We start from the raw sequence: 20,207 nt of genomic DNA on the forward strand, positions 1-20,207 counted from the left end.
CCGCGGAAAGAAGAGCCTTTTCGCCCCTTTTAGCTATCGCATTCACTGCGCGGCTGATTGTGGGCGGAAGGGCTTTTTTTATTGAATAATCAGCTATCAAGCTAATGTAAAGATGATCTTTAGAGGATGAAAATCCAAAAGGAGGAACTAAAAATGGGGACTAATGTACAGGTGGATTCAGCATCTGCCAAATGTACACAGACGATGAGCGGAGCATTAATGCTGATTGAATCATTAAAAAAAGAGAAAGTAGAAATGATATTCGGTTATCCGGGCGGGGCAGTGCTTCCGATCTACGATAAGCTCTACAATTCAGGGATGGTACATATCCTTCCCCGTCACGAACAAGGTGCGATTCATGCAGCGGAAGGATATGCAAGAGTATCTGGAAAACCGGGTGTCGTCATTGCCACGTCAGGACCGGGGGCAACAAACCTCGTTACAGGCCTTGCGGATGCCATGATTGATTCATTGCCATTAGTTGTCTTTACAGGACAGGTAGCGACCTCCGTTATCGGCAGCGATGCATTTCAGGAAGCGGACATTTTAGGAATTACCATGCCGGTGACAAAACACAGCTACCAGGTTCGCCAGCCGGAAGATCTGCCGCGCATCATTAAAGAAGCGTTCCATATTGCAACAACTGGAAGACCCGGACCTGTATTGATTGATATTCCGAAAGATGTAGCAACAATTGAAGGAGAATTCAGCTACGATCACGAGATGAATCTCCCGGGCTACCAGCCGACAACAGAGCCGAATTATTTGCAGATCCGCAAGCTTGTGGAAGCAGTAAGCAGCGCAAAGAAACCGGTAATCCTGGCTGGTGCGGGCGTACTGCACGGAAAAGCGTCAGAAGAATTAAAAAATTATGCCGAACAGCAGCAAATCCCTGTGGCACACACCCTGTTGGGGCTCGGAGGTTTCCCGGCTGACCATCCGCTCTTCTTAGGGATGGCGGGAATGCATGGCACATATACAGCCAATATGGCCCTTCATGATTGTGATCTTTTGATCAGCATCGGCGCCCGTTTTGATGACCGCGTCACAGGAAACCTGAAGCATTTTGCAAGAAACGCAAAGATTGCCCACATCGATATTGATCCGGCTGAAATCGGAAAAATCATGGAAACACAGATTCCTGTAGTCGGAGACAGCAAAATTGTCCTGCAGGAGCTGATCAAACAAGACGGCAAACAAAGCGATTCAAGAGAATGGAAAAAACAGCTCGCCGAATGGAAAGAAGAGTACCCGCTCTGGTATGTAGATAATGAAGAAGAGGGTTTTAAACCTCAGAAATTGATTGAATATATTCATCAATTTACAAATGGAGAAGCCATTGTCGCAACGGATGTCGGCCAGCATCAAATGTGGTCAGCCCAATTTTATCCGTTCCAAAAAGCAGATAGATGGGTCACATCAGGCGGACTTGGAACGATGGGATTCGGCCTTCCGGCAGCGATCGGCGCACAGCTGGCTGATAAAGATGCTACTGTTGTGGCAGTTCTCGGAGACGGCGGTTTTCAAATGACGCTCCAAGAACTTGATGTCATTCGCGAATTGAATCTTCCAGTCAAAGTCGTGATTTTAAATAACGCTTGTCTCGGAATGGTCAGACAGTGGCAGGAAATTTTCTATGAAGAACGCTATTCAGAATCTAAATTCGCTTCTCAGCCTGACTTTGTCAAATTGTCAGAAGCATATGGCATTAAAGGCATGAGAATTTCATCAGAAGCGGAAGCGAAAGAAAAGCTGGAAGAGGCATTAACTTCAAGAGAACCTGTTGTTATTGACGTGCGGGTGGCCAGAGAAGAAAAAGTATTCCCGATGGTGGCTCCGGGGAAAGGGCTGCATGAAATGGTGGGGGTGAAACCTTGAAAAGAATTATCACATTGACTGTGGTGAACCGTTCCGGTGTGTTAAACCGGATCACCGGTCTATTTACAAAAAGACATTACAACATTGAAAGCATTACAGTTGGACACACAGAAACAACCGGCGTTTCCAGAATCACCTTTGTGGTTCACGTTGAAGGAGAAAATGATGTTGAACAGCTGACAAAGCAGCTCAACAAACAGATTGATGTGCTAAAAGTCACAGACATCACAAATCAATCGATTGTCCAGAGGGAGCTGGCCTTAATCAAGGTCGTTTCCGCACCGTCAACGAGATCAGAGATTAATGGAATCATAGAACCGTTCAGAGCCTCTGTTGTTGATGTCAGCAGAGACAGCATCGTTGTTCAGGTGACAGGCGAATCTAACAAAATTGAAGCGCTTATTGAATTGTTAAAACCTTATGGCATTAAAGAAATCGCGAGAACAGGTACAACGGCTTTTGCGAGGGGAACCCAGCAAAAGGCGTCATCCAATAAAACAATATCAATTGTATAAAACATAACAAGGGAGAGATTGAAATGGTAAAAGTATATTATAACGGTGATATCAAAGAGAACGTATTGGCTGGAAAAACAGTAGCGGTTATCGGATACGGTTCACAAGGCCACGCACATGCCCTGAACCTTAAAGAAAGCGGAGTTGACGTGATCGTCGGTGTTAGACAAGGAAAATCTTTCACTCAGGCTCAAGAAGACGGTCATAAAGTATTTTCAGTAAAAGAAGCGGCAGCCCAAGCTGAAATCATCATGGTTTTGCTTCCTGATGAACAGCAGCAAAAAGTATATGAAGCTGAAATTAAAGATGAATTGACAGCTGGAAAATCATTGGTGTTTGCTCACGGATTTAACGTTCATTTCCATCAAATTGTTCCTCCGGCAGATGTAGATGTATTCTTGGTAGCGCCTAAAGGCCCGGGACACCTGGTAAGAAGAACATACGAGCAAGGTGCTGGCGTACCGGCATTGTTCGCGATTTATCAAGATGTGACGGGAGAAGCAAGAGACAAAGCCCTTGCATATGCAAAAGGAATTGGCGGCGCAAGAGCGGGCGTTTTGGAAACAACATTTAAGGAAGAAACAGAAACAGATTTGTTCGGTGAGCAAGCAGTTCTTTGCGGCGGATTGAGCGCTCTGGTAAAAGCTGGATTTGAAACATTAACTGAAGCGGGTTATCAGCCTGAACTTGCATACTTTGAGTGTCTGCACGAGCTGAAATTAATCGTAGACCTTATGTACGAAGAAGGACTTGCAGGAATGAGATATTCAATCTCTGACACAGCACAGTGGGGGGATTTCGTATCAGGGCCTCGCGTTGTTGATGCTAAAGTAAAAGAGTCTATGAAAGAAGTATTAAAAGATATTCAAAACGGTACATTCGCAAAAGAGTGGATCGTCGAAAACCAAGTAAACCGTCCTCGTTTCAACGCTATCAATGCAAGCGAGAACGAACATCAAATCGAAGTAGTGGGAAGAAAGCTTCGTGAAATGATGCCGTTTGTGAAACAAGGCAAGAAGAAGGAAGCGGTGGTCTCCGTTGCGCAAAATTAATTTTTTCGATACGACGCTTCGTGATGGTGAACAGTCCCCTGGCGTGAACTTAAATACACAGGAGAAACTTGCCATAGCTAAGCAGCTCGAAAGACTCGGGGCAGATATCATTGAAGCGGGGTTTCCCGCTTCGTCCCGAGGTGACTTTTTAGCTGTTCAGGAAATTGCGAGAACCATTAAAAATTGTTCAGTGACTGGTCTTGCCCGTTGCGTAAAAGGTGATATTGATGCCGCTTGGGAAGCGTTAAAGGATGGCGCTCAACCAAGAATTCACGTATTTATTGCCACATCGGACATTCATTTGAAACACAAACTGAAAATGACTCGTGAGCAAGTGATAGAAAGAGCAGTTGGAATGGTGAAATACGCAAAAGAGCGCTTTCCCGTTGTGCAATGGTCAGCTGAAGATGCCTGTCGGACTGAACTGCCGTTTTTAGCAGAAATCGTCGAGAAAGTCATTGACGCAGGCGCCAGTGTTATCAATCTTCCAGACACGGTCGGCTACCTGGCTCCAGCGGAATACGGAAATATCTTTAAATATATGAAGGAAAACGTTCCGAACATTTACAAAGCAAAGCTTTCGGCCCACTGTCATGATGATTTGGGAATGGCAGTCGCAAACTCTCTTTCCGCCATTGAAAATGGCGCTGATCAAATTGAATGTGCTGTGAACGGCATCGGTGAAAGAGCCGGAAATGCGGCATTAGAGGAAATTGCCGTCGCCCTTCATATCAGAAAAGATTTCTATCAAGTTGAAACAGGCATTACATTGAACGAGATTAAGCGTACAAGCGATTTAGTAAGCAAGCTGACAGGTATGGCTGTTCCGCGCAATAAAGCGGTTGTTGGCGATAATGCCTTTGCTCATGAATCAGGCATCCATCAGGACGGCTTCTTAAAAGAAAAGTCCACTTATGAAATTATTTCACCGGAGCTTGTCGGTGTAACAGCAGATGCGCTTGTCCTGGGAAAACATTCCGGACGCCATGCATTTAAAGACCGGCTGACGGCTTTAGGATTCCAATTTGATAGTGACGAGATTAATAAATTCTTTACGATGTTCAAAGAGTTGACTGAGAAGAAAAAAGAAATTACTGATGAGGATCTTGTTTCTCTTATTTTAGAAGAAAAAGTAACAGACCGCAAGATTGGGTATGAATTTCTTTCCCTGCAAGTGCATTACGGAACAAGCCAGGTTCCTACGGCTACGCTTTCTTTGAAAAATCAAGAAAACGCAGAGCTAATTCAGGAAGCAGCAACTGGAGCCGGGAGCGTGGAAGCAATTTACAACACGCTTGAGCGCTGCATTGATAAAGACGTGGAGCTCTTGGACTACCGCATTCAATCCAATAGAAAAGGCGAAGACGCATTTGCCCAGGTGTATGTAAGAGTTTTGGTGAATGGAAAAGAATCAGCAGGGCGGGGCATAGCGCAAGACGTATTGGAAGCTTCAGCGAAAGCCTATTTGAACGCAGTCAACCGTCAATTGGTTTTCCAATCGAATATGAGCGGACTGAAAAACCATACAGCTGTCGGATCATAAAAGAAAGGAGAACGGTTAACTTGAAGAAACGTATTGCTCTATTGCCCGGAGACGGGATCGGCCCTGAAGTATTAGAATCAGCGACAGACGTACTGAAAAGTGTTGCCGAACGATTTAATCATGAATTTGAATTTGAATATGGCCTAATTGGAGGGGCAGCGATTGATGAACATAACAATCCCCTCCCGGAGGAAACCGTTGCGGCTTGTAAGAATGCAGACGCTATATTGCTTGGCGCTGTCGGCGGACCGAAATGGGATCAAAACCCTTCGGAGCTGAGACCGGAAAAAGGGCTGCTCAACATCAGAAAACAGCTTGATTTGTTTGCGAATTTACGTCCTGTGAAGGTGTTTGAAAGCCTTTCTGACGCTTCGCCTTTGAAAAAAGAATATATTGATAACGTTGATTTTGTTATCGTCCGTGAGCTGACAGGTGGTTTGTATTTCGGCCAGCCGAGCAAACGCTATGTAAACACTGAAGGTGAGCAGGAAGCGGTAGACACGCTGTTTTATAAGCGGACGGAAATTGAACGCGTGATCAGAGAGGGCTTTAAAATGGCAGCAGCCAGAAAAGGAAAAGTAACCTCTGTTGATAAAGCAAACGTTCTGGAATCAAGCAGACTGTGGCGTGAAGTGGCTGAGGACGTTGCAAAAGACTTTCCTGATGTGAAGCTGGAGCACATGCTTGTGGATAACGCGGCCATGCAGCTGATTTATGCACCAAATCAATTTGATGTCGTGGTGACTGAAAATATGTTTGGAGACATTTTAAGCGATGAAGCGTCCATGCTTACAGGCTCACTCGGAATGCTCCCGTCAGCCAGCCTATCAAGCTCAGGTCTTCATCTGTTTGAGCCTGTTCATGGCTCCGCGCCTGACATAGCCGGCAAAGGGATGGCAAATCCATTCGCGGCCATATTGTCAGCGGCAATGCTTTTGAGAACATCTTTCGGGCTCAAAGAGGAAGCGAAAACTGTAGAAGATGCGGTTAACAAAGTATTGGCTTCCGGAAAAAGAACAAGAGACTTGGCACGAGGCGAAGAGTTCAGCAGCACTCAGGCCATTACAGAGGAAGTTAAGGCAGCAATAATGTGTGAAAATACTATTTCTAATGTGTGACAGCTTACGTTAAGCGGTCTTAGTTCATAGGTAGAGGGAGGAAACAAAAGATGATGCCTCGAACAATCATCGAAAAGATTTGGGATCAGCATATTGTAAAACATGGTGAGGGAAAACCGGATCTTCTCTATATTGATTTGCATCTTATTCATGAGGTGACGTCTCCTCAGGCATTTGAAGGGTTGAGACAAAAGGGAAGAAAGGTCAGAAGACCCCAGAATACATTTGCGACAATGGACCACAACATCCCAACTGTCAATCGCTTTGAGATAAAGGATGAAGTGGCGAAACGCCAAGTGACGGCACTTGAACGAAACTGTGAAGAATTTGGCGTGCGCCTTGCCGATCTTCACAGTGTAGACCAAGGGATTGTGCATGTCGTCGGCCCTGAACTGGGATTAACCCTTCCAGGGAAAACGATTGTATGCGGCGACAGCCATACATCAACACATGGCGCATTCGGCGCTCTTGCATTCGGAATCGGGACGAGTGAAGTTGAACATGTCCTTTCCACACAGACACTCTGGCAGCAGCGCCCGAAAACACTTGAAGTGCGTGTAGACGGAACGCTTCAAAAAGGGGTAACGGCAAAGGATGTCATTCTTGCTGTCATTGGCAAATACGGTGTGAAATTCGGAACTGGCTACGTCATTGAATACACTGGGGAAGTATTCAGAAATATGACGATGGATGAGCGGATGACCGTTTGTAACATGTCAATTGAAGCAGGGGCGAGAGCAGGTTTGATTGCACCTGACGAGGTGACATTTGAATATTGCAAAAATCGCAAGTACACGCCAAAAGGCGAAGAATTTGACAAGGCAGTAGAGGAATGGAAAGCGCTGCGCACAGACCCGGGCGCTGTTTATGATAAATCTATCGTCCTTAACGGCAACGAAATTTCACCTATGGTGACTTGGGGCATCAACCCGGGAATGGTTCTTCCTGTCGATTCTGAAATTCCTGCGCCGGAAAGCTTTTCCGCGGAAGATGACAAAAAAGAAGCGATTCGCGCTTATGAATATATGGGGCTGACTCCTCATCAGAAAATTGAAGACATCAAAGTGGAGCACGTATTTATCGGTTCCTGCACAAATTCCCGCATGACTGACCTACGTCAGGCTGCTGGTATGATCAAAGGGAAGAAGGTAGCGGACAGCGTAAGAGCCATCGTCGTTCCCGGATCCCAAAGCGTAAAGCTTCAGGCTGAAAAAGAAGGGTTGGACCAAATTTTCTTGGAAGCTGGATTTGAATGGAGAGAATCAGGCTGCAGCATGTGTTTAAGCATGAATAATGACGTTGTTCCTGAGGGAGAGCGCTGTGCGTCCACTTCTAACCGTAACTTTGAGGGCAGACAAGGAAAAGGGGCAAGAACACATCTCGTCAGCCCGGCAATGGCTGCGATGGCCGCCATTCACGGACACTTCGTTGATGTCAGAAAGTTTTATCAGGAAAAAACAGTTGTGTAAGGAGTGCGCGAGATGGAACCTTTGAAAACACATACGGGGAAAGCAGCCGTATTAAATCGTATCAATGTTGACACAGACCAGATTATTCCTAAACAATTTTTGAAGAGAATTGAAAGAACAGGCTATGGCCGATTTGCATTCTTTGACTGGAGATATGATGCGAACGGTGAACCGAACCCTGAATTTGAATTAAATCAGCCAGCTTACCAAGGCGCTTCCATATTAATAGTAGGAGAAAATTTCGGCTGCGGGTCATCACGTGAACATGCTCCGTGGGCGCTTGATGATTATGGATTTAAAATCATTATTGCGCCGTCATTTGCTGATATATTCCACCAGAACTGCTTTAAAAACGGTATGCTGCCAATTCGCATGCCATATGACAATTGGAAAAAGCTTGTCGGCCAGTATGAAAACCAGTCACTGCAGATGACTGTTGATCTTGAGAATCAGCTTATTCATGATAGTGAAGGCAATCAAATTTCATTTGAAGTTGATCCGCATTGGAAAGAGATGCTTATCAACGGCTATGATGAAATTTCATTAACGCTCTTGCTTGAAGATGAAATCAAGCGGTTTGAATCACAGAGAAGCTCTTGGCTTCAAGCCTGAAAAAGCTGCCGGCAATTGTCCGGCAGCTTTTTTTGCCTGATGAAACCTTTCATTTCTTGTGTTTGTTCACAGGTGTTGATACACTTGAACAAAATAAATGCCTGAAAGGAATATAGGTATGACGCATGACAAGAAGAACGCAAAAATTATTCCTTTTCCTCATCTAAAAGACCGTCTTGTGGAAAAAGGGATGTCATCACTGAAGGAAAAAAAGTATCAAGAAGCGCTTGAGCTGTTTTCGGAAGCGATGAAATATGATGATACTGAATCTGATCTTCACTTAGGGATGGCCATCTGCTTTTTAGAGCTGGGCGAATTGGAAGAGGCAAAAAGCGTGTGCGAGAAGATGCTTAAAGAAGGCTACGGCCATTACTTTACCGTTTTGCAGGTGTACATGACCATCTTAATTCAGCTTAAAAAATACGATGAAGTCAAAAGCACGATTGAAGCCGTTTTGGAAGAAAACCAGCTGCCTGCGGAAAGTGCCGAGCAATTTTATAAGCTGCTTGATTTCAGCCGTAAAATGACCGATCCGGATCGTGAAGACGAGGCTTGGGCCGAGGAGTATGAGGATACAATTGACACGGAGAAAGTGCTGGCAAGCCCTGAGGAGCAAATGAATTTAATTCATTCCTTAAAAGACCGCAATGTAACGAAGTATACAGGACTGCTGAAGACAATTCTTCAAGACCCGTCAGCTCATCCGATTATCAAAACGATGATTGTCATGCTATTGGCGGAGCACGAGTATAGCAAACCTGTGCATATTACGAAATTTGGCGAGTCGATGACAATTGAACCGTCTGAAATTGTCCCTCCAGATGCTGCGCCGATTTTGCACCGCGTTCTCAGGGTTCTGGATGAGACGCTCGGAAATGAAAACCCTACTTTATATGCGGCAGTAGAAGAACTGTGGAGAAGACATTTGTACGTTTTATATCCGTTCCAGCCAAAATTGCTGTCGGCCGATCTTTGGGCGGCTGCCCTGCATAAAGTCGGTTACGAGATGCACGGGATTGAAATTGAAAGAGAAGAACTTCATATGATGTATGAGTTTACCGACAGAGAACTCGACGAAGCGTGCACAATGATAAAAGATATTGAAGAAATTTCTTATTTGTAAATCGCGCCATATAGTTGAAAGCGGTATGTGTTATGTTATAATATAATGGTTGTATTTGTGTATAACGGGTTATAAGAAATACGGTTGGACAGGCTTTGCAGTTCATTATTCACATCTATACATAATGATTCTGATCTTTGGCAGCTTTGTTTTTGTTGGACGAAGCCGAATGATTGCTTTAGAATGGAAGACCGACACAACCTGAATAGATTTTTGGAGGGAAACACATGTCTGTAAAATGGGAAAAACAAGAAGGCAACGAAGGCGTTTTAACGGTTGAAGTTGATGCTGAAACGTTTAAAACAGCACTTGATGATGCATTTAAAAAAGTAGTGAAACAAGTTTCAATTCCTGGATTCCGTAAAGGTAAAATTCCTCGTGGATTATTCGAACAGCGCTTTGGCGTAGAAGCTCTTTACCAAGATGCTTTGGATATTCTTCTTCCTGTAGAATACCCTAAAGCGGTTGAAGAAGCTGGAATCGAGCCTGTAGACCGTCCTGAAATCGATGTTGAAAAAATCGAAAAAGGCGAAAGCTTAATCTTCACTGCGAAAGTAACAGTAAAACCTGAAGTGAAGCTTGGCGAATACAAAGGCCTAGGCATTGAAAAAGACGACACAGCTGTAACTGACGAAGATGTTCAAAACGAACTAAAAGCGCTTCAAGAGCGTCAAGCTGAGCTTGTTGTAAAAGAAGAAGGCGCTGTTGAAGAAGGAAACACAGTTGTTCTTGATTTCGAAGGATTCGTTGATGGCGAAGCATTCGAAGGTGGAAAAGCTGAAAACTACTCTCTAGAAGTAGGTTCTGGGTCATTCATCCCTGGTTTCGAAGATCAGTTAATCGGCCTTGAAGCGGGTGCTGAGAAGGATGTTGAAGTGACATTCCCTGAAGAGTATCACGCTGAAGAGCTTGCAGGCAAACCAGCTGTATTCAAAGTGAAAATTCACGAAATCAAAGCGAAAGAGCTTCCTGAACTTGATGATGAATTCGCAAAAGATATCGATGAAGGAGTGGAAACACTTGCTGAATTGACTGAGAAAACAAAGAAACGTTTAGAAGAAGCAAAAGAAAACGAAGCTGATGCTAAATTGCGTGAAGAGCTTGTTCTGAAAGCTTCTGAAAATGCTGAAATCGATGTGCCGCAAGCGATGATCGACACTGAGCTTGACCGCATGCTGAAAGAATTCGAACAGCGTCTGCAAATGCAAGGCATGAACCTTGAGCTTTACACTCAATTCTCAGGCCAAGATGAAGCTGCGTTAAAAGAGCAAATGAAAGAAGATGCTGAAAAACGCGTAAAATCTAACCTGACTCTTGAGGCGATTGCGAAAGCGGAAAACCTTGAAGTATCAGATGAGGAAGTTGATGCTGAGCTTTCTAAAATGGCTGAAGCATACAACATGCCTGTTGAAAATATTAAACAAGCCATCGGTTCTACTGACGCGATGAAAGAAGATTTAAAAGTTCGCAAAGCAATTGATTTTCTTGTAGAAAACCGTTAATATGGTGCATAATAATAGTAATAATAAAACAGGGCGCGAATCATTCGTGCCTTGTTTTGTACAATTATGATATATCTCTTTTTCTTGGGGCAAGATAGTTAATGCAGGGCTGCTTTTTGTCATACATATAGAATGTGCTAGTCAGAAACACATTGTTACCGTCTTTTTGGAAAGTATGGTAAAATGCAATACATACTCGTTCGTTTCAAGAATCATTTTCTTTTGCTCTGCCGGTGAAAGAAAAAGTGAGACAAGATTAAGGGGTGAAAGAATGTTTAAATTTAACGAGGAAAAAGGACAATTAAAATGCTCGTTCTGCGGAAAAACACAAGATCAGGTTCGTAAGCTTGTAGCAGGACCTGGTGTATATATATGTGACGAATGTATCGAACTCTGCACTGAAATTGTGGAGGAAGAACTCGGAACTGAAGAAGAAGTTGAATTTAAAGACGTACCAAAGCCTCAGGAAATCCGCGAAATTCTGAATGAATATGTCATCGGCCAGGATCAAGCGAAAAAATCACTTGCTGTTGCTGTGTATAACCACTATAAGCGCATTAACTCCAACAGCAAAGTTGATGATGTTGAGCTTTCGAAAAGTAATATCTCATTAATCGGCCCTACAGGAAGCGGTAAAACCCTTCTGGCGCAAACATTGGCTCGCATTTTAAATGTGCCGTTTGCGATTGCAGACGCTACGTCTTTAACTGAAGCTGGATACGTGGGTGAAGATGTAGAGAATATTCTCTTGAAGCTCATCCAAGCTGCTGATTATGATGTGGAAAAAGCCGAAAAAGGCATTATCTATATTGATGAAATCGATAAAGTGGCAAGAAAATCAGAAAACCCGTCTATTACACGTGATGTGTCAGGTGAAGGTGTACAGCAGGCGCTGCTTAAAATTCTTGAGGGTACAGTGGCAAGCGTGCCGCCTCAAGGAGGACGTAAGCATCCTCATCAAGAATTCATTCAAATCGACACAACAAATATTTTGTTCATTTGCGGCGGTGCTTTCGATGGTATCGAACAAATCATCAAACGCCGTTTAGGCCAAAAAGTGATTGGATTCGGTGCGGACAATAAAGCTGCTGATCTTGAGAAAGAAGACCTTCTTTCAAAAGTGCTTCCTGAAGATTTGCTTCGCTTCGGGTTAATTCCTGAATTCATCGGACGTCTTCCGGTTATCGCAAGCCTTGAAAAACTTGACGAGGAAGCTTTAGTTGCGATCTTAACAAAACCGAAAAACGCTCTTGTTAAGCAATTCAAAAAAATGCTTGAGCTTGACAACGTTGAGCTTGAGTTTGAAGAAGAAGCGCTTTCTGAAATTGCTAAAAAAGCAATTGAACGCAAGACTGGCGCGCGCGGACTCCGTTCTATCATTGAAGGCATCATGCTTGATGTGATGTTTGAGCTGCCTTCTCGTGATGACATTGAAAAATGTGTAATTACCGGCGCAACGGTGACACATGGAGAGCCGCCTCGCCTCTTATTAAAAGACGGCACTGAGGCAAGCCAAGATAAAACATCTGCATAATGTTAAGCACGAACCTCCTGAATGGTGACATTCAGGAGGTTTTTTTGTCATGTAAACTCTTCCGGAAAAACGTTTATTCCCGTCTTCTGTGGGAGATACTAGCAATCAGAGGAATGAATTGGATACATAAATTGTTTTTCAGGAGGGACCATCATGAGTTGGACAGGGATCGCGTTATTTATTCAGCTGTTTTTTGGGATCATCATTGGGTTGTATTTTTGGAATTTGCTTAAAAATCAAAGGACACAAAAGGTCACGATAGATAAGGAATCAAAGAAGGAAATGGAGCAGCTTCGGAAAATGCGCGCTATTAGCTTGTCCGAACCATTATCTGAAAAAGTCCGCCCCAAAAGCTTTCAAGATATCGTCGGACAGGAAGACGGCATTAAAGCATTAAAGGCAGCTTTGTGCGGGCCGAATCCACAGCATGTCATTGTCTATGGACCTCCGGGCGTCGGAAAAACAGCTGCTGCACGGCTTGTATTAGAAGAAGCAAAAAAACATAAACAATCGCCGTTTAAGGAGCAGGCCGTTTTTGTGGAACTCGATGCAACAACTGCACGTTTTGATGAAAGAGGGATTGCCGACCCGCTCATCGGCTCTGTCCATGACCCTATATACCAAGGGGCCGGAGCAATGGGGCAGGCGGGGATCCCGCAGCCGAAGCAGGGCGCTGTCACCCATGCCCATGGCGGTGTGCTGTTTATTGATGAAATAGGAGAGCTGCATCCTATTCAAATGAATAAAATGCTGAAGGTGCTTGAAGACAGAAAAGTCTTTTTAGACAGTGCGTATTACAGTGAAGAAAACACACAAATTCCGAATCATATTCACGATATTTTTCAAAATGGGCTGCCGGCTGATTTTCGCCTGATTGGCGCGACGACAAGAATGCCGAACGAAATTCCGCCAGCCATCCGTTCCCGCTGTTTAGAGGTATTTTTCCGTGAGCTTGAAAAGGATGAGCTGAAAACCGTTGCCAAAACAGCGGCGGATAAAATTGAAAAAAACATTTCTGATGAAAGTCTGGACCTGCTGACCAGTTATACGCGGAACGGGCGGGAAGCTGTTAATATGATTCAAATTGCAGCGGGAATGGCAGTGACGGAGAATCGGAAAGACATTACGATTGAGGATATTGAATGGGTCATTCATTCCAGCCAGCTTACTCCGAAGCACGAGCAGAAAATCGGCGCAGAACCGCAAGTTGGCATCGTAAATGGGCTTGCCGTATATGGACCTAACAGCGGATCGCTTTTGGAAATTGAAGTGAGTGTAACCCCAGCTCAGGATAAAGGGTCTATTAATATCACAGGAATAGCTGAAGAAGAAAGCATCGGCAGCCAATCAAAATCAATCCGCCGAAAAAGCATGGCGAAGGGTTCGGTTGAAAACGTGTTAACCGTACTCCGCACGATGGGAATGAAGCCGTCTGATTATGATATTCACATCAATTTCCCAGGAGGGATTCCGATTGACGGGCCGTCAGCGGGCATCGCAATGGCAGCAGGTATTTTCTCGGCAATTCACAAAATCCCAATTGACAATACCATTGCCATGACAGGTGAAATCAGCCTGAACGGCCTTGTCAAACCCATTGGGGGCGTGATTCCGAAAATAAAAGCAGCCAAGCAGTCCGGTGCAAAAAAAGTGATTATCCCATATGAAAATCAGCAGTCGATCTTAAAGCAGATTGACGGAATCACCATTATTGCAGTAAAGACGTTCCAGGAAGTGCTTGATGAAATTTTAGTGAATCCGCCAACGGAACAAAAACCGTTTATTGAAATCAATAAAGAATCCGTTTAACCCTATTTTAAAAATAGGGTTTTTTTCATGAAGGACATCTTTTCCTTTTTCATATCAGAAAGAAAGGGTATACTACGAGGAGACTGTTTTATAGAAAATGGAACCATGCCGTTTATTGTACAAGGATGAAAAAGTTGTATTATAATGGTTCATACTAAAGTCACGGAGGTGTCAGTCACATGGCAGAAGAATTAAAACGCAGCATCCCGCTCCTCCCTTTAAGAGGTTTATTAGTGTACCCGACGATGGTTTTGCATTTAGATGTAGGACGTGACAAGTCGGTTCAGGCTCTTGAACAGGCAATGATGCATGATCATATGATATTTTTAGCCACTCAGCAGGATATTTCGATAGACGAACCTGGTGAAGACGAGATTTTTACTGTGGGCACCTATACGAAAATCAAGCAAATGCTGAAGCTTCCTAACGGTACGATTCGTGTGTTGGTTGAGGGCCTCAAGCGCGCCCAAATCGTTAAATACAATGAGCATGAGGATTTCACGTCGGTCGACATCCAACTCATTCATGAAGATGATTCAAAAGATACAGAAGACGAAGCATTGATGCGGACGTTGTTAGACCACTTTGATCAGTACATAAAAATTTCTAAAAAAATCTCGGCCGAAACGTACGCCGCAGTTACTGATATCGAAGAGCCGGGGAGAATGGCAGACATTGTTGCTTCTCATCTGCCCCTAAAACTAAAGGATAAGCAGGATATTTTAGAAACGGCTGATGTCAAAGAGAGGCTGAACAAGGTTATTGATTTTATTAATAATGAAAAAGAAGTGCTGGAGATCGAGAAAAAAATCGGCCAGCGCGTCAAACGTTCAATGGAGCGGACGCAAAAGGAATATTATTTGCGTGAACAAATGAAGGCGATCCAAAAAGAGCTTGGCGATAAAGAAGGAAAAACAGGCGAAGTTCAGACGCTGACGGAAAAAATCGAAGAAGCAGGCATGCCGGATCATGTGAAGGAAACCGCGCTCAAGGAATTGAACAGATACGAAAAAATTCCGTCGAGTTCCGCAGAAAGCTCTGTAATCCGCAACTATATTGACTGGTTGATTGCTCTCCCGTGGACGGATGAGACAGATGATAAGCTTGATTTGAAGGAAGCAGGACGTCTCTTGGACGAAGAGCATCACGGACTTGAAAAAGTAAAAGAACGCATTTTAGAATATTTAGCTGTCCAGAAGCTGACAAAATCCCTGAAAGGGCCTATTCTCTGCTTGGCAGGACCTCCAGGGGTCGGGAAAACGTCTTTAGCCAAATCAATTGCAAAAAGCTTGGGTCGGAAATTCGTCAGAATCTCACTCGGCGGAGTGCGTGACGAATCAGAAATCCGCGGACACAGACGGACCTATGTCGGAGCAATGCCTGGACGCATTATTCAAGGCATGAAAAAAGCCGGCAAGCTGAATCCGGTCTTCTTATTAGACGAAATTGACAAAATGTCATCTGATTTCAGAGGCGACCCGTCATCGGCTATGCTTGAAGTGCTTGATCCAGAGCAAAACAGCACTTTCAGTGATCACTATATTGAAGAAACCTTTGATTTATCAAAAGTGCTGTTTATCGCTACTGCGAACAATTTGGCAACGATCCCGGGCCCGCTCAGAGACAGAATGGAAATTATTAATATTGCGGGCTACACAGAAGTGGAAAAACTCGAAATCGTAAAAGATCACTTGCTTCCAAAACAGATTAAGGAACACGGGCTGAAGAAAAGCAACCTTCAGCTGCGTGACCAGGCGATTCTTGATATCATCCGCTACTATACGCGAGAAGCGGGAGTGAGAAGCCTTGAGCGCCAGCTTGCCGCGATTTGCCGGAAGGCGGCAAAAGCCATTGTAGCTGAAGAGCGAAAACGGATTACGGTCACTGAGAAGAACCTTCAGGACTTTATCGGAAAACGAATTTTCAGATACGGACAAGCTGAAACAGAAGATCAGGTAGGTGTAGTGACAGGGCTAGCCTATACAACGGTCGGCGGAGATACGCTGTCGATTGAAGTATCACTTTCTCCGGGGAAAGGAAAATTGATCCTGACAGGAAAGCTCGGAGATGTAATGAGAGAGTCAGCTCAGGCTGCCTTCAGCTATGTGCGTTCGAAAACAAAAGAACTTGGCATTGAACCTGACTTTCATGAGAAGTATGATATTCATATACATGTGCCTGAGGGTGCGGTGCCTAAAGATGGTCCGTCAGCCGGTATCACGATGGCGACAGCGCTTGTTTCTGCTTTAACGGGACGGGCGGTTTCTCGTGAAGTCGGAATGACTGGAGAAATCACGCTTCGCGGGCGCGTGCTGCCGATCGGAGGATTGAAGGAAAAAGCGCTTGGCGCGCATAGAGCGGGATTAACAACCATTATTGCGCCTAAAGAGAATGAAAAAGATATAGAGGATATTCCGGAAAGCGTCAGAGAGGGGCTGACATTTATATTGGCGTCCCACTTAGATGAAGTTTTGGAACATGCCTTAGTAGGAGAGAAGAAATGAAAGTCACAAAGTCAGAAATCGTGATCAGTGCCGTAAAGCCGGAACAGTACCCAGAGGGCGGGCTTCCGGAAATTGCACTGGCCGGAAGATCGAACGTAGGAAAATCGTCTTTTATCAATTCACTAATCAATCGCAAAAATCTAGCGAGAACATCATCAAAACCGGGAAAAACACAAACGCTGAATTTCTACATTATCAATGATGAGCTTCATTTTGTGGATGTACCGGGTTACGGTTTTGCCAAAGTGTCAAAGTCTGAGCGGGAAGCTTGGGGCAGAATGATCGAAACCTACATCACGACACGCGAGGAATTGAAAGCAGTGGTGCAGATTGTTGATTTGCGGCATGCGCCATCTAATGATGATGTGCAGATGTACGAATTCTTAAAGTATTACGGCATTCCTGTTATCATTATCGCTACAAAGGCTGATAAGATCCCGAAAGGAAAATGGGACAAACACGCGAAGGTTGTCCGACAGACATTAAATATTGATCCGGAAGACGAGCTGATTCTCTTCTCCTCAGAAACGAAAAAGGGGAAAGACGAAGCTTGGGGAGCGATCAAAAAAATGATAAACCGGTAGAGAAGACTCTCTGCCGGTTTTATTTATCGTATAGATTTTTTTCGTTTTATCAATAATAACAATAAACTGATTCCAATAAAGACAAACGGCCAATACTCTTTCAGAAGCGCTGTCGGAATATGTGCAGACTCAAGCCACGCCATAATTTGTTTGAAAAAGTACAGAAACAGGGAAAAACAAATCATCGACACAGCCTCATATACATATTCTTTTTTCTGAACGGTTGAAACGAAAAGTGAGAAGCCGATCATAAAGAGGAGCATTTCAAAATCATCCGGCCACCATGCCCATTTTGGTTTTGCGAAAAAGTGTAAACCAATCCCGAAAAGAAGCAAACCGATAAAGAAATGGGGTGTGACGGCTTCCTTTTTTCCTTGATATACAAAGGCAGCGCCTAACAGCATGAGGAGAACAGGCCATTGCCCCTGTCCAGAAAACAGTTCGGCTTGGCCGCTTTCAAGCCATGCATATACAGTTGCGGCAAGGAGCAGACAAGGGAATAAAATTGATTTTTGTTTCATGCATATCACCTTCTTGTTCTTTAGAGCTGATGTGTAGTAAATTTCTGTTGTTTTTGGTATTGTCAATAGGAATGCTTCTTTTCCATGAAGCTTTTTCTAATATAGCATAAGAATTTTAAAATCTGTTCACATTTTGTGAAAGAAACTATGTTATAATTATTACAAATAATGAGTTCTATGTTAGAATAATTATAAATAAAGATTGGGTGTTGGGGGTGTAAAAAGCGATGCATATACTTGTTGTGGGAGTAGATTATAAATCCGCCCCTATTGAAATACGTGAAAAAGTAAGCTTTCAGCCGAATGAGCTGGCAGAAGCGATGGTGCAGCTGAAGGAAAAGAAAAGCATTCTTGAAAACATCATCGTTTCCACCTGCAACCGCACTGAAATTTATGCGGTAGTCGACCAGCTCCATACCGGCCGTTATTATATAAAAAAGTTTTTAGCTGATTGGTTTCAATTAAGCAAAGAAGAGCTGTCACCGTTCTTAACATTTTACGAGAGTGATGCGGCTGTTGAGCATTTATTCCGTGTAGCCTGCGGACTTGATTCTATGGTGATTGGTGAAACCCAGATTCTTGGCCAGGTGCGCGACAGCTTCAAAACAGCTCAGCAAGAAAAAACGATCGGGACTATTTTTAATGAGCTGTTTAAGCAGGCTGTTACAGTAGGCAAACGGACTCACGCTGAAACCGACATTGGCTCAAATGCAGTGTCAGTAAGCTATGCAGCAGTTGAACTTGCCAAAAAAATCTTCGGGAACCTTTCAAGCAAGCACATCTTGATTCTCGGTGCGGGAAAAATGGGCGAGCTTGCTGCGGAAAACCTGCACGGACAGGGAATCGGCAAGGTCACTGTCATTAACCGAACATACTTGAAAGCGAAGGAGCTTGCAGACCGTTTCTCCGGTGAAGCAAGAAGCTTGAATCAGCTGGAAAGCGCGCTTGCGGAGGCCGATATTTTAATTAGTTCAACTGGCGCAAGTGATTTTGTTGTGTCCAAAGAAATGATGGAAAACGCGAATAAGCTTCGCAAGGGACGTCCGCTGTTTATGGTGGACATTGCGGTTCCAAGAGACCTTGATCCCGCGCTGAATGATCTTGAAGGAGTCTTTCTGTATGATATCGATGATCTGGAAGGCATTGTAGAGGCGAACATGAAAGAGCGGAGAGAAACGGCTGAAAAAGTTGAACTGTTAATTGAAGAAACCATTGTGGAGTTTAAACAATGGCTGAATACACTTGGCGTTGTGCCGGTTATTTCCGCATTGCGGGAAAAGGCGCTTGCCATCCAGTCAGAAACAATGGACAGCATCGAGCGGAAGCTGCCTCACTTAAGCACTAGAGAGAAAAAACTGTTGAACAAACACACCAAAAGTATCATTAACCAAATGCTGCGCGATCCGATATTAAAGGTGAAAGAGCTTGCGGCAGATGCTGATTCTGAAGAGAAACTGGCCTTGTTTATGCAGATTTTTGATATTGAAGAAGCTGCGGGCCGTCAAATGATGAAAACTGTTGAAAGCAGCCAAAAGGTCCATTCTTTTAAGAAGGCTGAATCAAAAGCGGGCTTTGCCCCACTTGTAAGTGAGTGAAAGCTGAATGATTGATACTGCAATGGCAAGACTTAATGAGGGGACAATCGTCATTTACGCATTAAGTGTACTCTTTTATTTTATAGATTTTCTTCAACACAACCGGAAGGCTGGAAAAATGGCCTTCTGGTTGCTTTCTATTGTCTGGACTCTGCAAACCGTATACTTGGCCTACTTTATGTGGGTGACGGGGCGGTTTCCGGTATTAAATGTGACGGAGGCGCTTTATTTTTATGCCTGGGTGCTTGTCACGCTGTCACTTGTACTGACAAAGCTTCTACGAGTTGACTTTATTGTGTTTTTTACAAATGTAATAGGGTTTTCTATGATCGCCATTCATACATTTTCACCGACAGAGCAGCAGTCAGCCGCTTTTTCAGGGCAGCTTGTATCTGAGCTTTTGGTGATTCATATTACAATGGCGATTCTTTCATACGGCGCGTTTTCCCTTTCTTTCGTTTTTTCTGTGCTATATCTGTTTCAATATCATTTGCTGAAAAAGAAAAAATGGGGAAAATGGATGTTGAGAATAGAAGATTTGTCTAAGCTTGATTATATGGCATATGTTCTGAATGTCATCGGGGTCCCGATGCTGCTGCTGAGTTTGATTCTCGGCGTCATTTGGGCGTATGTCTCACTAGAAACGCTGTATTGGTTCGACGCCAAAGTGCTTGGTTCGTTTGTCGTTCTGCTGCTGTACAGCTATTATCTTTATATCAGGCTGATTAAAGAGCTGCAAGGAAAGGTCGCGGCACTGTGGAATACGGCTTGTTTTCTCGTGCTGATGATCAATTATTTCCTGCTTGGAAGCCTGTCGCAATTCCATTGGTTCAGTTAAATGACGTCCC

General features: G+C 44.0%; 16 protein-coding genes and 1 other annotated feature (1 of these 17 only partly in view). Of the genes, 15 read left to right on the forward strand and 1 reads right to left on the reverse strand.

Annotated elements, in window-relative coordinates:
* Positions 1-31 (forward strand) — a binding site (T-box leader); it begins 215 nt to the left of the window's first position.
* 122 nt (positions 32-153) lie between these two features.
* From ilvB to yihA, 13 genes are all read left to right on the forward strand, one after another.
* A complete protein-coding gene (gene ilvB, locus MOC09_RS10670; RefSeq protein WP_268370484.1) occupies positions 154-1,878 on the forward strand; it encodes an acetolactate synthase large subunit in 1,725 nt (574 codons plus the stop codon).
* Positions 1,875-2,393 (forward strand): acetolactate synthase small subunit, encoded by a 519-nt coding sequence (gene ilvN / locus MOC09_RS10675; protein ID WP_003222543.1) that lies wholly within the window; start codon positions 1,875-1,877, stop codon positions 2,391-2,393. The genes ilvB and ilvN overlap by 4 nt, the downstream gene beginning before the upstream one ends.
* A gap of 23 nt (positions 2,394-2,416) precedes the next feature.
* Positions 2,417-3,445, forward strand: a complete 1,029-nt coding sequence (gene ilvC, locus MOC09_RS10680) for a ketol-acid reductoisomerase (protein ID WP_003222549.1) — start codon at positions 2,417-2,419, stop codon at positions 3,443-3,445.
* The gene (locus MOC09_RS10685) at positions 3,432-4,988 is read left to right on the forward strand and encodes a 2-isopropylmalate synthase (RefSeq protein WP_268362607.1); all 1,557 of its coding nucleotides are present in this window, start codon (positions 3,432-3,434) and stop codon (positions 4,986-4,988) included. The genes ilvC and MOC09_RS10685 overlap by 14 nt, the downstream gene beginning before the upstream one ends.
* A gap of 20 nt (positions 4,989-5,008) precedes the next feature.
* Positions 5,009-6,106 carry a 3-isopropylmalate dehydrogenase gene (leuB, locus tag MOC09_RS10690; protein WP_268362606.1) on the forward strand — a complete coding sequence of 366 codons (1,098 nt, stop codon included), beginning with the start codon at positions 5,009-5,011 and terminating at the stop codon, positions 6,104-6,106.
* 50 nt (positions 6,107-6,156) lie between these two features.
* Positions 6,157-7,575 carry a 3-isopropylmalate dehydratase large subunit gene (leuC, locus tag MOC09_RS10695; protein ID WP_268362603.1) on the forward strand — a complete coding sequence of 473 codons (1,419 nt, stop codon included), beginning with the start codon at positions 6,157-6,159 and terminating at the stop codon, positions 7,573-7,575.
* 12 nt (positions 7,576-7,587) lie between these two features.
* Positions 7,588-8,187, forward strand: a complete 600-nt coding sequence (leuD, locus tag MOC09_RS10700; RefSeq protein ID WP_268370486.1) for a 3-isopropylmalate dehydratase small subunit — start codon at positions 7,588-7,590, stop codon at positions 8,185-8,187.
* A gap of 118 nt (positions 8,188-8,305) precedes the next feature.
* Positions 8,306-9,310: a DNA damage checkpoint antagonist DdcA gene (gene ddcA, locus MOC09_RS10705; protein ID WP_268370487.1), complete on the forward strand. Its 1,005-nt coding sequence runs from the start codon at positions 8,306-8,308 to the stop codon at positions 9,308-9,310.
* Positions 9,311-9,537: 227 nt separating this feature from the next.
* Complete coding sequence (gene tig / locus MOC09_RS10710; RefSeq protein ID WP_268370488.1) at positions 9,538-10,812, forward strand: trigger factor; 1,275 nt, start codon at positions 9,538-9,540, stop codon at positions 10,810-10,812.
* Positions 10,813-11,083: 271 nt separating this feature from the next.
* Positions 11,084-12,346, forward strand: coding sequence for an ATP-dependent protease ATP-binding subunit ClpX (clpX, locus tag MOC09_RS10715; RefSeq protein WP_268362585.1), 1,263 nt, complete (start codon positions 11,084-11,086; stop codon positions 12,344-12,346).
* A gap of 153 nt (positions 12,347-12,499) precedes the next feature.
* Entirely contained in the window at positions 12,500-14,155 is a 1,656-nt protein-coding gene (gene lonB / locus MOC09_RS10720; protein ID WP_268362583.1) for an ATP-dependent protease LonB, read from the forward strand.
* 179 nt (positions 14,156-14,334) lie between these two features.
* Positions 14,335-16,659, forward strand: coding sequence for an endopeptidase La (lon, locus tag MOC09_RS10725; RefSeq protein WP_268362582.1), 2,325 nt, complete (start codon positions 14,335-14,337; stop codon positions 16,657-16,659).
* Positions 16,656-17,243 carry a ribosome biogenesis GTP-binding protein YihA/YsxC gene (yihA, locus tag MOC09_RS10730; protein WP_014114673.1) on the forward strand — a complete coding sequence of 196 codons (588 nt, stop codon included), beginning with the start codon at positions 16,656-16,658 and terminating at the stop codon, positions 17,241-17,243. The genes lon and yihA overlap by 4 nt, the downstream gene beginning before the upstream one ends.
* 23 nt (positions 17,244-17,266) lie before the next feature.
* Here the strand turns inward: yihA and MOC09_RS10735 are convergent, their stop codons facing one another.
* Entirely contained in the window at positions 17,267-17,764 is a 498-nt protein-coding gene (locus MOC09_RS10735; RefSeq protein WP_268370490.1) for a hypothetical protein, read from the reverse strand.
* 227 nt (positions 17,765-17,991) lie between these two features.
* Between MOC09_RS10735 and hemA the strand changes: the two genes are divergently transcribed.
* Together hemA and MOC09_RS10745 are read left to right on the forward strand one after the other, a co-directional pair.
* Positions 17,992-19,359, forward strand: a complete 1,368-nt coding sequence (gene hemA / locus MOC09_RS10740) for a glutamyl-tRNA reductase (protein ID WP_268362578.1) — start codon at positions 17,992-17,994, stop codon at positions 19,357-19,359.
* A 7-nt stretch (positions 19,360-19,366) separates the two neighbouring features.
* Positions 19,367-20,197 carry a cytochrome c biogenesis protein gene (locus MOC09_RS10745; protein WP_268362577.1) on the forward strand — a complete coding sequence of 277 codons (831 nt, stop codon included), beginning with the start codon at positions 19,367-19,369 and terminating at the stop codon, positions 20,195-20,197.
* Positions 20,198-20,207: the final 10 nt, after the last annotated feature.

The organism is Bacillus sp. N12A5, assembly GCF_026790125.1.
Classification (GTDB): Bacteria; Bacillota; Bacilli; order Bacillales; family Bacillaceae; genus Bacillus.

Excerpts from the sequence above, each read along its gene's own strand:
- ilvB (WP_268370484.1), top strand. The coding sequence starts at position 154 with ATGGGGACTAATGTACAGGTGGATTCAGCATCTGCCAAATGTACACAG.
- clpX (WP_268362585.1), top strand. The coding sequence starts at position 11,084 with ATGTTTAAATTTAACGAGGAAAAAGGACAATTAAAATGCTCGTTCTGC.
- yihA (WP_014114673.1), top strand. The coding sequence starts at position 16,656 with ATGAAAGTCACAAAGTCAGAAATCGTGATCAGTGCCGTAAAGCCGGAA.
- leuD (WP_268370486.1), top strand. The coding sequence starts at position 7,588 with ATGGAACCTTTGAAAACACATACGGGGAAAGCAGCCGTATTAAATCGT.
- ilvC (WP_003222549.1), top strand. The coding sequence starts at position 2,417 with ATGGTAAAAGTATATTATAACGGTGATATCAAAGAGAACGTATTGGCT.
- MOC09_RS10745 (WP_268362577.1), top strand. The coding sequence starts at position 19,367 with ATGATTGATACTGCAATGGCAAGACTTAATGAGGGGACAATCGTCATT.
- tig (WP_268370488.1), top strand. The coding sequence starts at position 9,538 with ATGTCTGTAAAATGGGAAAAACAAGAAGGCAACGAAGGCGTTTTAACG.
- lonB (WP_268362583.1), top strand. The coding sequence starts at position 12,500 with ATGAGTTGGACAGGGATCGCGTTATTTATTCAGCTGTTTTTTGGGATC.
- lon (WP_268362582.1), top strand. The coding sequence starts at position 14,335 with ATGGCAGAAGAATTAAAACGCAGCATCCCGCTCCTCCCTTTAAGAGGT.
- leuC (WP_268362603.1), top strand. The coding sequence starts at position 6,157 with ATGATGCCTCGAACAATCATCGAAAAGATTTGGGATCAGCATATTGTA.
- hemA (WP_268362578.1), top strand. The coding sequence starts at position 17,992 with ATGCATATACTTGTTGTGGGAGTAGATTATAAATCCGCCCCTATTGAA.
- MOC09_RS10735 (WP_268370490.1), bottom strand. The coding sequence starts at position 17,764 with ATGAAACAAAAATCAATTTTATTCCCTTGTCTGCTCCTTGCCGCAACT.
- ddcA (WP_268370487.1), top strand. The coding sequence starts at position 8,306 with ATGACGCATGACAAGAAGAACGCAAAAATTATTCCTTTTCCTCATCTA.